Raw genomic sequence first — 11,035 nt, forward strand, 5'->3', positions numbered from 1 at the left:
GCTCTCGCGACGCGGTTTGGAATATCCGTAATAAGCAAAGAATGAAGGGATTTATCGTAAACTACCCTGCCCTGCGAACTTAAGACCGATTTTACTTTTGCCATCAAACCGCTTGCCGAAACGTAATTAATTGGAACGAGTCTCGTTACTTTATGTTCCGAAATCGCTCTCGCTTTTTTTTCCGACGAGACTACGGTCGCTATAGTTCCTGTAGAGTTTATATAATATATTCCGTCCTTTTTTATCATGCCGAGACCGTAAGCCTCTAATATAAGGGATAATATATTTTTCAACGGAACGTCTTTCATTTTCATAGTAACCGTTCCTTTCACGTTTGAGCCTATCAAAACGTTCATGTCGGAAACTTTCGCTATCATTCTTATTACGTCGGAAACGTTAGCATTCTGAAAATTGAAGCTGACTCTCATATCGGAAGGATCTACGAAAAATTTTTTGACTCCGCTGCCGTTTCCACCGCCATCAGTGTTTTGCCCTGCATAAGCCGAAGATAGACTAATTCCTGCGGACAAAATAAAGAATAATATAAATATAAAAGGCATAAATAATAATTTTCTCGTTCTCATATTATGTTCTCCATAGCTAATAAAATTTAATAACTATCGCATTGTTTTATTTTTATTGTTATTGCTCTATTGTAGCGGCATAACTAAATTCATGGACCGCATTTGACCTAAAATATTATAAGTTCTTTCTACTAAATTTACGGCGCTAGATGTAATGGAAACAACTTTTGCCCTGTTTACGCCTATCAAAGAACCGTCGGTAACTATATAAGACCTTCCGTCCGGCGTCTGAACCATAGCAAAATATTTTCCTCTTCTGCTCATAATGCCGACGACTTTCAGGGACGAAACGGCGTACTGCAATAAAGGCAATTCTCCTGATTTAAATGACGTCGTCGGCCTTTGGGTATATAAAAAAGTCTGGAACGGGTCCCTCTTTAAATAATAAGGATACGCGATATTGCTGCTTTTTACTTTTTTAACCTGTTTACTTTTATTATGCGTTCCGTTATTATTAACGCTGCCTGCATAACAAGAAGGTGCATAAAAAATTAAGCCGGTTAAAAAAACTAAAAATGCGGCAAACGATAAAAATTCAAAAATAAACTTAAACCGTTTCCCCTGTTTTATTTTTTTAATTAAATTTTCAGCCATATCGTTTGTATTATTTATCGGCGGTTTATTAATAATTGCCATTTTATACCTCTTTAACTCATTGCCTTGCTTATTTCTATGGTTTCTTGACCGTTGTCGGTTTTTGCGCCGGCTTTACCGGAAACTTCGGCTTTACGGCTCCTATGAACGAGAAAGTAGTTCCTTGAAAAGAAACCGAAACGCTGCCGCCTTTAGCTTTCTTTGAAATAGAAACGCCGTGGACGTCGATTATTCTTTTCATAGACGCAAGTTTATAAAAAAACTTATACACGTTATAAAAATTTCCGCTTATATTCATAGAAAAAGGAACGGTTTCGTAAAAACCTTTAGCCGTTCCTTTATCCGGTTTAAACATATTCAAATTAAGATTTAAAACTTTTTCGTAGTTCGAAATTTTCATTAAAAGCTGAGGTATATTTTTCTTAGACGGAAGTTCTAAAAGCAAACCTGCAAATTCCTTGCTTAACTTTTTATCCTGCTTTACTATAACGGGATAGCTCCTTGCTAACGACAAATACGAATTATATTTAGACGTTGCGGCATTTAACGTGTTTTGTTTTTGCGCTTCCTTCGATTTTAATCCGGAATATATAAAATAATAGTAAACGCCTATAATAACTATAAACAAAACTATGCTTATAATTGCTCCCAAAACTTTAGGATTCTTTAAATCGATTTTAGATTTTATAGATTCTAAATTCATATTATTTTTTTAAAGCATTTTTAGACAATGCTTCGCCTTTTACGTTCATAGTCATGCTGAAATTTTGCAGTTTCAGTCCTTGTTTTTTTGTTTCGGAAGTCTGTATTAAACTTACGTCGTTAAAAAAACCCGTTTTGCTTAAATTATTCATAAATATAGACTCGACCTGCCCGTCTAATGCTGTTCCTGAAACGGATATAACGCCTTTATTGGATTTTAAAGAATTAATCCATGAAAACCTTGGAATTGCCGCAGTAATGTAATATATATATCCCAACGGACCCATCTGAGCCTTTTTTAACGTTTTAATAATGTTAATCTTTTGCAATATTTGAGCATCCTTTGCTTTAAGCGCGTTGACTTTTTCGACTTGGGGCATTAACACTACCGTTTTTGCATTATAGATTTTTATATTCTTATTTATATCGTTTATTTTACTTTCTATAGAAGACTGCATTAAAAAAATAACTATTCCGCCCGCTATAACCGGAATTATTAAGAAGATAAGCATATTTCGCAGGCTTCCCGCTTCTATGGAAATTTTTACTTTTTTAGGTTTTTTGTTCAAATTGATTTTAATCAATTTATTCCGCTCCCCTTAACGCAAGACCGACGGCTACTCCGAAAAAATTATGAATAGCATCGGACGATTCATGCTTAAAAAGTAAATTTCTAAAAGGATTTAAATTTGATGCAGGAATATTGATTTTGCTCTCTATTTCCTGCAATATGCTGCCGAGCAGCGCAGAACCGCCCGTTAAATAAATTTTTTTCGGATACTGTTTGTCGTTATTTGCCGCAAAATAGTCTATGGTCCTGTGAATTTCGGAAATAACCCTGGTCAAAATCATATCTAAATATATATTGAATTCCGATTTAAAATCTTCGCTTCTGTTTCCCATATTTCCGGTTTTAATATTTTCGGCTTCGTTAAAATTAATTTGAAATTTTTTGGCTATTTCTTCGGTTATGTTGATTCCGCCGATAGGTATATCTCTTCTGAATAAATTAGTCCCTTTTTGGATTATGTGTACGTTTGTTTCAGACGCGCCTATTTTTACTATGGATATAAGTTCGTCGAATTCTTCGGGATAATTAAAATTAAACATATTTTCTAAAGCTATACAGTCCACGTCTATTATATAAGGATTTAAACCGCACTCGTGAAAAAAATCGGACTGGTTTTCTATTATATCTTTTTTGCCGGCAATTATCATTATAGCGTTATTTGACGGCTCGGACGGCGAATCTCCCAAAACCACGTAATCCAATGATACTTCGTTCATGTCGTACGTTATATATCTTTGAGCTTCGTAATAAATCGAAGATTCAAGTTCCGACGGTTTCATTTTAGGCATTTCTATAGTTTTTATTATTACGTGCTTGCAGGGTATTCCGATTACTACTTTTTTTTCGCTGACGCCGTGCTTCGCAAGAGAATTTTTAAGGTATGAAGCGGTAGAAGCCGCATCGTTTACAATGCCTCCTCCTACGGCTCCGGAAGGAAGGTCTATTGTGTCTAAAACGTCTATATAATATTTATGTCCGCTTTTAGAAAGTTCAATTACTTTAATAGAGCTGGATCCAATGTCTATACCCACGCTCTTTTTTGAACCTATTCCAAATTTAAGCGCCATGAAAACCTCACTTTATTAAATAAATCGGCAATTTATATACAAAACTTTATATATAAAATATTAATAAATTATTTTTTAAATTTAATTTATATAAAATTTATCTAAATATAAAATACCTTCAATTAAATTAAATGTCAAGTATTTTTATTATTTTTTATAAAAATTATAATCTTTTTGATTTTATTTTAACTTTAAAAATCGTATAATGTTTCTAAAAAAATTAATAACACTATGAATAAAAACAAAATAATTACTTACTCTCTTTTTTTAATCCTGATTATTTTATTCGCCGTCAGGCTTATATTGATAACTAAAATAGATCTTATACCGGAAGAAACTTATTACTGGCAATGGTCGAGGCATCTTGCTCTTTCATATTACGATATGTCTCCTATGGTTGCCTATACTATCGCGTTAACAACTTTTTTCGGAAGATTCAATTCCCAGTTTTTCGTCAGATTTGCCGCGCCCGCTATTTCTTTGCTTTTGTCTTTGTTTGCATATTCGGCTTTAAAAAAAATAACCGGAAAAACCTTGCCGCCGTTAATATGGGCGATTTTATTAAATGCAGTTCCGATATTAAATATAGGTTCTATTCTGATAGTTTACGGAAATTTACAGATGCTGTTTTTTTCGTTGACGATTCTGCTGTTGATATATTTTATTATTTCCGGTAAAGATTTTTACTGGTATTTAATCGGAATATCCACCGGATTTGCTTTACTGAGTAAATATACGGCGGCATTTATTTATCCTATAGTTTTAGCTTTTCTTATTTTAAGCCGTAAACACAGAAAATATCTTTTTAAAAAAGAGCCTTATATAGCGTTTTTAATATCGGTAATTATATTTGCTCCCGTAATAGTTTGGAACAGCTTTAACGATTTCGTATCGTTCAGGCATCTTATGACGCTGTCGGGCGGATATAAAAGCTTTGATATATTTTCAAAAAACCTTACTTTATTTATAGGATCGCAGGCGGGTATTATTTCTCCATTTTTATTTTTAATAATGATGGTTTCTATATTTGCCGGCTTATACATCGCCTTAAAAGAAAAGAACGACGTTTATTTAGTCCTTTCCTCGGCATCTATAATACCTTTTTTATATTTTTTATATCAATGCACAAAAACTATGGTTCAGCCTAACTGGCCTGTTTTTTTATATTTTCCGGCTTTCCTGCTTGCTTCTCTTGTCGCTTACAGACTTTATGAAACTTCTAATAAGAAAATAAAAAAAATAATCGTTTATTTTTACGGCCTTTCGTTTATTACCGGCATTCTGTTTTCGGTTATTATTTTTATTTCCCCTTATTATCCCGCGGTAGGAAAACTGTTTAACGTTAAGATAAGCAAAAGTCCTTTAAGGGATATGCTGGGATGGAAAAATATTGGCAAAGATGCAGATTTTATTTTAAATAAATACAAAAAAGACCGGCTTCTTATAGCCGCAAGAAGATTTCAAACTGCAAGCGAACTTGCATATTACGTTAAAGGAAGACCGCAGACGTACTCGTTTAACTATTTTATGAGAAACAATGAATATTCGCTTTGGAATAATTTTAAAAACAAAAAAGGACGGAATTTTCTTTACGTGATAGATACAAAATACGGAAAAAACTTAGAAAAAAGCTTATGCGAAAATTTTAAGAGTTGTTCTCTCGTTAAGAAAACCGTGATAAAAAATAAATTCGGCCAGAAAATCAGGACGGTAAAATTTTATATATTAAAAGATTTTCTTTACAAAGATAAATATATGTTTAAAAAATTCTCTTCTAAAGAATTTTAATTTAAAAAATTAAACTTAAAATTTAAAAACCTTTTTCGTTAAGAACTTTTAACGGTTCCGAAATCATATCGCTGAATTCCGCTTCTTTTTTTGAAAAACCGAACGCTAATGCCATTAACTGCGTCAGATAAACAATAGGGAGTTCGGAGTCCTTTCCAAATTTCTCGACTATCTTAGGCTGATTGACGTCTAATGCGCCGGCGCATTTAGGGCATATAAGAGCTATAACATCGGCTCCGGCTTTTTTAGCCTTTGAAATCGTCTGAGAGCATAAGGTAAAGGATGTTTCCTCGTCCTGAACTACGTTTCTGCCGCCGCAGCACTGCACTTCATTGCCGTAAAAAACAGTTTCCGCACCTAATGCTTCTAAAAATTCATGCATGAAACGGGGTCTTTCTGAATTATCCATTTTAGGTTTTTTATCCGTAAAGGTGTACATAGAAGGTCTGGAATAAAGGCATCCATAATAAGGAGCTACTTTAAGTCCTTTAAGGGGTTTAACGACGTTCTTTTTTACTTCTTCTACGCCTTTTTCGTTATACAAAAACTCGAGAATGTGTCTTGCTTCGCCGTCCGGAATATATTCCTCTTTAAATTCGCCCGCTTCTTTAAATATTTCGTTTACTGCGGTAAGTTCGTTTTGATTTTCCTTAACTCTGTTAATAGACCTGGAAAATTCGTGGTAGCATACAGAACAAGCCATAACTAAATTTTTAGAGCCGAGCCTGTTTTTAGCAATCATCATATTTCTAAGAGGCAAGTACATAGAAGCTGCGCCTTTAGATTTCATTTCTCCTATTCCGCAACAGTTATAATCGGGTATTTCTACAAGTTCAATGCCCATTTTTTTTGAAACCAACTTTGAACTGTTATTATACGCTCTGTCTATAGTCAATAAGGCGCAACCAGGATAATACGCAGCTTGATTTTCCTTTAATTTATCCATTTATTTAAACCCCCGCTTCGCTGTTTTCAATAGTTTTTAATTTATGTAAATAATTTTCTATTGCTTCTTTGGAACTGCTCCAGTTATGAGGCTTGCCCAATCTTAATACGGAAAATGCCCTGCCGTCTTTAACCATTTCAAAAATAGCGCCTCTTTCTATTTTTCCGAGCATCTCTTTAGTTCTGCCTGATTTTTGCATTGCGGATGTATGAAGTTTGGCAAGGTCAAGTCTTCCGTGTCCTATTATCATATCTTCGTATATTGTTTTTACTTCCTCGTCAAGCTTTAATTTAGTTTTAACCTCTTCGGAAAAATATTTTTTCATAACAAGCGCAAGTGCTTCCATCATTTCGGCAGGATTTACCTGTTTTGGGCATCTTTGGGAACATTTATAGCATCCCACGCATCTCCATGCAACGTCGATATATTTCTTAAGTTCTCTTAAGTTGCCCAACTGCATCATATAAATAAACGCCCTTGGATTAAATCTTCTATATAAAGGCGTCACGGTACAGCTTGCGGTACACATCCCGCACTGCCAGCATCTGTTTATTCTTGAACCGACTACCGTTTTCTTAATTTCTTCAAAAAAACTTCTGTCGAAATCGGAATCAACGCGTGAAATAATGAAAGTATTCCAGCGACCGGAGACATCTACGCCGTCTATAACCAGATTTTTTTCTTCTTTAATATTGTCGTCTTCAATAAGATGCCTTGCTACTATATGTTCACCTTTTTCGGCAACCGGTCTGCCGCCGCCCGAATTTTCTTTATCATGCTTTTCTATAGCCATATTTTTCCTCCTATTTTATTGCCTCTTCCAACTTTTCGATACCGAGAAGTTTTTTCATTAAAGTAAATCCATCCGGAACGCCGACCGACAAGGATTTAGATTCGGCGTAAACCATTTTATAAACATAGTCCGAGTACATATAGCTCAACATAATATCCGCACCGTATGGTCGTTCCAAATTAAGTCCGTTTTTGCCCGACAGTTCATAAAGATAATCAATTTCGTCTTTCATTTCCTTAATACTGAAAGGCATAATATAAGGATTGCCGTCCCACGTCCGTTTTAAAAAATCTGCCATATACGGCAGACATCCAGTACCGTTATCCTGTCTATAAACCCATGAAGTCCAAAAAACATTCTTATCCGGTTCGTAAAAATGTAAGATTTCTAAAGCTAAGTCTCTTTTAACTATAACGTCTTCATAGGAAAACAATTCTAAAAAACGCCCTATCCTTATTTCAGCCGACTTTTTAATATCTGATAGCACGACAAACGAATTTTTTAAGTTATTTTCGCTTAAGCCGTTTAAAATTTTTTCCTTATGCCTTCTAATAGAAAAAATCATGGATAATATTTCATCCGCTTTTTCTTTTTTTAATTTACCTCCGGTTTTCGATGCGTTTATGACATCTGATAAAAACTCCTTTATAATTTCCGTTTTAAATTTCAAAAGATAATTAAAAAGTTCTATTTTTTCATCCGGTAAATTTTCTCTTACTATCTCGAAAAATTTTTCTTCGTATCTTTTATCTATTTTGTTATTTTTTAGTATATAAGGCATTTTACCTGTTTTTTACGGCATAAGTATAAGCATTCATAGCGGCGGCGGCGCCTTCGGTAATAGAATCGGAAATAGCCTTAGGCCCGGTACACGCGCCTGCCAAAAAAACTCCGGGTTTATTAGATTTAAACGGAGAAAGCGTAACGTTTTCCGGCTTTAAAAAACCGTGTTCGTCAAGTTCGATGCCAAGCTTGCTCGATATTTCGGGAGACTGCGGTCCGCCTTCCATACCGGAAGCAAGAACTACCATATCGAAGGGAATTTCGAACGGCCCCCTTAAAAGAGTGTCTTCGCCTTTGCATACGACCGTATTATCCGGCCCGGAAGTAATTTCCGCAATTCTGCCTTTAACTATCTGCACGTCATGTTCTTCCATAGCTTTCCAGTATAAATCTTCAAAAAAACCGTACGTCCTTATATCCATGTAAAATATATACGCTTCACAGTCCGGAAAATGCTCTCTCATTTCAATAGCCTGTTTTACGGAAACCGTACAGCAGACTCTGGAACAATACTGGTTTCCTACATGCCTATCCCTTGAGCCTACGCATAAAATAAAGGCTACTTTTTTGGGCGGCTTGCCGTTAGACGGTCTTACAAAATTATTTTCTCCCATCATTCTTTCAAGGTCTTTTATATCTATAACGTCGTCGAAAAGCTGATAAGAATACTTTGCGTCTCTTGCCGGATCGAAATGTTCAAAACCCGTCGCAACGATAACGGAATCAAATGTTTTAGTTTCGCTTCCGGAGGCAGACTTTATAACGGCATCAAATTTTTTTCCGTTTACTTTAAAATCAGAAATTTCGGAAGAATAATAAACTTTTATGTTACCGCCGGATTCGGTTTTTTTAATAAGCTCCCCTATTACGTTGTCAGCCGGCTGCATATCGGGAAACAAAAATTTATATTTAAATTTTTTAGGGTTGCCGCCGAGAAAAGAATCTCTTTCGACCAAAGCTACGTTAACTCCCAATTCTGAAAGCATAACGGCCGCATTCAAACCTGCCGGACCTCCGCCTATCACTAAAATATTTTCAGACATAAAACATCCTCCATTAAATCGCCGTGTTATTTAATATTAATTAATCTTTTTATTTTGTCATTCCTGCATATATTTTATCTTTGTCTGCATCATTGTCAAGGCAAGCCGTTGGCGCAGACAAAGATTGCAGGAATCCAGTTTTAACTCTTTGGATATTCGTATAAATTAACGGTTTTTCCGCCAGCTTTAAGTTCTTCTAGATACGCATTATATTCTTGTTCGGATTTTTTCCAGTCTATTCCTATTTTTTCGCATAGAGGCCTCCAATCCGTAGTATGCCATTGAAGTTGGACGATTTTAAAAACGTCCGCGCCGCATGTCAACGCCGCAAACATAACGTCCGCCATAACGGGAACTTGCTCCGTGTAGCCCATAGCTTTTCCTATCCACTGGTTTTTATCCAATGTAGTGGTGCATCCCGTATCCTGAGTAATACAGACGTCAGAATGGGCTTCCCTGACCATCGGCCTTATTTTTCTGTCCATTACGAAAGACCTGGACGCTTCCCTTTCCGTCAATATATGCCTGAAACCAAAACCGCAGCAATCGTACCATGTAGAATAATCAGCCACCTGCGCTCCTAGGGCAAGCATTACTCCGGTAGAAACGGCGGTTCTTTTCCCCGCATATATGTCTTTGTCGTAAATGCAGTCTTCCGGAATCATTTTATATGTATGGCAGGCAGGATGAACCGTCGCAATAATATTACTTAAGTCATATTTTTTTAACTTTGCTATTTCAAACCGCATAACATGTACCCATTCGCTGTAATGCACTATATATTCGGGGATAACTAAATCCCTGCCTATTTTATGCATAATTCTGCGCACTTCGTCGCGTAGTTCTTTATTTTCGACGAGTAAATTTCTCATTTCTTTATAATCGCCAAAAGTAGTAGCACAGTGAAAAAGCGGAAATAAACCTAGTTCGTATGCCCTGTGCCAGTTTCTTACGGCGACGGCGGCAAGCCCGACAGGATTAGATGTTCCCGACCCGTGATAATTCCAAGCGGTGCATGACGTCTGGTTTCTTTCATCTACGTATTCGATGCCCATCTGATTCATAAACCACAACAGAGACACGGGATATCCCGGAATATTGCCGCACTGTCCGCATGATTTGTGATGCCATAATTTATTTGTGGGGATTTTTTTCTTCCAGCCTAATAGAGTTTCGGCTTCTATAGGTTTATTTTCTTCTTTTATGTGTATTACCTTAACCTCGCCTTTTGCTTCAAGTTCAAGAAGTCTTTCATGTATATCTTCAAGTTTTCTTCCTGCGGTGTGAATATAATTAGATTTTACGTTTGCAAGACCGAGCCTGTTGCTAATTTCTACAGCCATATCGATGTCTCCTTATTTCTGGATTCCCGTCTGCGCGGGAATGACTAAACTTTAATTTAAATATTTACCTTATTTTATAATTCCGGTCTTTTCTTTATTATTCCCCCATGCTTATTTTATCATTCCTACGCAGGCGGGAATCCAGACTATATATAAATTAAACTAATTATCGCTTCCCGTTAAGAACTTCTGACGTCGTCCACTATATCCTGAATTATTTCGTAAAGCGAAGGATCGACGGATTCTATTATTTTAAAAACTCCGGCTTCGTCGAATATATCGTATAATTCTTTCATAGTTTCCGGAGCGACGTCCCATGCCAAATTAGTAACTTGAAGGGTAGGCATAGGAATAGCTTTTCTTTTTATTGCAAGATCCGTCGAAGCATATCCTATATGCGGACCCCAGTCCGGAAAAAAATCCGGCTGTATCATATCAGGAGAAAGCTGATTGCCGTATGCGGTAAGTTTTAAAAGAACGCGCGAATAAGGTTTTAAAACTTTTTTCGCCGATTCGAAGCCTCTTCGTACGGCAATTTCCCTTAATATAGCTATAACGCCTCCTGGGCTGTTTAAAAACGGACAAATCATCGCGCATGTAAAACACTGAAAACAAGCCCATACATATTCGTCCATCATTGTCCAGATAAGTTCAGGGTCTTTTGACTTCATTTTTTGCAGGACTATACGCGGAGAAAAATCGAAAAATCTGTGGGGCGGGCATCCGCCGGTGCAGACGCCGCAGTTTAAACATCCTCTAACATACTCTTCATACCGGAAATCTTTTCTTGCTTCTTCGAAAATTTCTTTTTTTAATTCGGC

The 11,035-nt window shown here is 36.2% G+C and carries 12 protein-coding genes; 1 reads left to right on the top strand and 11 read right to left on the bottom strand.

Annotated elements, in window-relative coordinates; translation table 11 throughout:
* From EVJ48_09830 to pilM, 5 genes are all read right to left on the bottom strand, one after another.
* Nucleotides 1-584, bottom strand: a 584-nt coding sequence (locus EVJ48_09830) for a hypothetical protein (protein ID RZV36864.1), incomplete at its 3' end; no start/stop codon positions are given.
* 66 nt (nt 585-650) lie between these two features.
* The gene (locus tag EVJ48_09835; protein ID RZV36865.1) at nt 651-1,220 is read right to left on the bottom strand and encodes a hypothetical protein; all 570 of its coding nucleotides are present in this window, start codon (nt 1,218-1,220) and stop codon (nt 651-653) included.
* Between the two features lie 34 nt (nt 1,221-1,254).
* Nucleotides 1,255-1,881: a hypothetical protein gene (locus EVJ48_09840; GenBank protein RZV36866.1), complete on the bottom strand. Its 627-nt coding sequence runs from the start codon at nt 1,879-1,881 to the stop codon at nt 1,255-1,257.
* 1 nt (nt 1,882) lies between these two features.
* Entirely contained in the window at nt 1,883-2,464 is a 582-nt protein-coding gene (locus EVJ48_09845) for a hypothetical protein (GenBank protein ID RZV36867.1), read from the bottom strand.
* 1 nt (nt 2,465) lies between these two features.
* Nucleotides 2,466-3,518: a type IV pilus assembly protein PilM gene (pilM, locus tag EVJ48_09850; protein RZV36868.1), complete on the bottom strand. Its 1,053-nt coding sequence runs from the start codon at nt 3,516-3,518 to the stop codon at nt 2,466-2,468.
* Nucleotides 3,519-3,749: 231 nt separating this feature from the next.
* Between pilM and EVJ48_09855 the strand changes: the two genes are divergently transcribed.
* Nucleotides 3,750-5,306 (top strand): glycosyltransferase family 39 protein, encoded by a 1,557-nt coding sequence (locus EVJ48_09855; protein RZV36869.1) that lies wholly within the window; start codon nt 3,750-3,752, stop codon nt 5,304-5,306.
* Between the two features lie 22 nt (nt 5,307-5,328).
* Here EVJ48_09855 and EVJ48_09860 read toward each other — a convergent pair whose 3' ends face one another.
* The 6 genes from EVJ48_09860 to EVJ48_09885 all read right to left on the bottom strand — a co-directional run.
* On the bottom strand, nt 5,329-6,252 hold the full coding sequence (locus EVJ48_09860) for a disulfide reductase (GenBank protein ID RZV36870.1): 924 nt from the start codon (nt 6,250-6,252) through the stop codon (nt 5,329-5,331).
* Nucleotides 6,253-6,256: 4 nt separating this feature from the next.
* On the bottom strand, nt 6,257-7,045 hold the full coding sequence (locus EVJ48_09865; GenBank protein RZV36871.1) for a 4Fe-4S dicluster domain-containing protein: 789 nt from the start codon (nt 7,043-7,045) through the stop codon (nt 6,257-6,259).
* A gap of 10 nt (nt 7,046-7,055) precedes the next feature.
* Nucleotides 7,056-7,826, bottom strand: a complete 771-nt coding sequence (locus EVJ48_09870) for a hypothetical protein (protein ID RZV36872.1) — start codon at nt 7,824-7,826, stop codon at nt 7,056-7,058.
* A 1-nt stretch (nt 7,827) separates the two neighbouring features.
* The gene (locus EVJ48_09875) at nt 7,828-8,871 is read right to left on the bottom strand and encodes a CoB--CoM heterodisulfide reductase iron-sulfur subunit A family protein (protein RZV36873.1); all 1,044 of its coding nucleotides are present in this window, start codon (nt 8,869-8,871) and stop codon (nt 7,828-7,830) included.
* Between the two features lie 140 nt (nt 8,872-9,011).
* The gene (locus EVJ48_09880; protein ID RZV36874.1) at nt 9,012-10,214 is read right to left on the bottom strand and encodes a heterodisulfide reductase subunit B; all 1,203 of its coding nucleotides are present in this window, start codon (nt 10,212-10,214) and stop codon (nt 9,012-9,014) included.
* Nucleotides 10,215-10,393: 179 nt separating this feature from the next.
* Nucleotides 10,394-11,035, bottom strand: a 642-nt coding sequence (locus tag EVJ48_09885; protein ID RZV36875.1) for a heterodisulfide reductase subunit C, incomplete at its 5' end; no start/stop codon positions are given.

The organism is Candidatus Acidulodesulfobacterium acidiphilum, from assembly GCA_008534395.1.
Classification (GTDB): Bacteria; SZUA-79; SZUA-79; order Acidulodesulfobacterales; family Acidulodesulfobacteraceae; genus Acidulodesulfobacterium_A; species Acidulodesulfobacterium_A acidiphilum.

Excerpts from the sequence above, each read along its gene's own strand:
- EVJ48_09835 (RZV36865.1), bottom strand. The coding sequence starts at position 1,220 with ATGGCAATTATTAATAAACCGCCGATAAATAATACAAACGATATGGCT.
- EVJ48_09840 (RZV36866.1), bottom strand. The coding sequence starts at position 1,881 with ATGAATTTAGAATCTATAAAATCTAAAATCGATTTAAAGAATCCTAAA.
- pilM (RZV36868.1), bottom strand. The coding sequence starts at position 3,518 with ATGGCGCTTAAATTTGGAATAGGTTCAAAAAAGAGCGTGGGTATAGAC.
- EVJ48_09855 (RZV36869.1), top strand. The coding sequence starts at position 3,750 with ATGAATAAAAACAAAATAATTACTTACTCTCTTTTTTTAATCCTGATT.
- EVJ48_09860 (RZV36870.1), bottom strand. The coding sequence starts at position 6,252 with ATGGATAAATTAAAGGAAAATCAAGCTGCGTATTATCCTGGTTGCGCC.
- EVJ48_09865 (RZV36871.1), bottom strand. The coding sequence starts at position 7,045 with ATGGCTATAGAAAAGCATGATAAAGAAAATTCGGGCGGCGGCAGACCG.
- EVJ48_09870 (RZV36872.1), bottom strand. The coding sequence starts at position 7,826 with ATGCCTTATATACTAAAAAATAACAAAATAGATAAAAGATACGAAGAA.
- EVJ48_09875 (RZV36873.1), bottom strand. The coding sequence starts at position 8,871 with ATGTCTGAAAATATTTTAGTGATAGGCGGAGGTCCGGCAGGTTTGAAT.
- EVJ48_09880 (RZV36874.1), bottom strand. The coding sequence starts at position 10,214 with ATGGCTGTAGAAATTAGCAACAGGCTCGGTCTTGCAAACGTAAAATCT.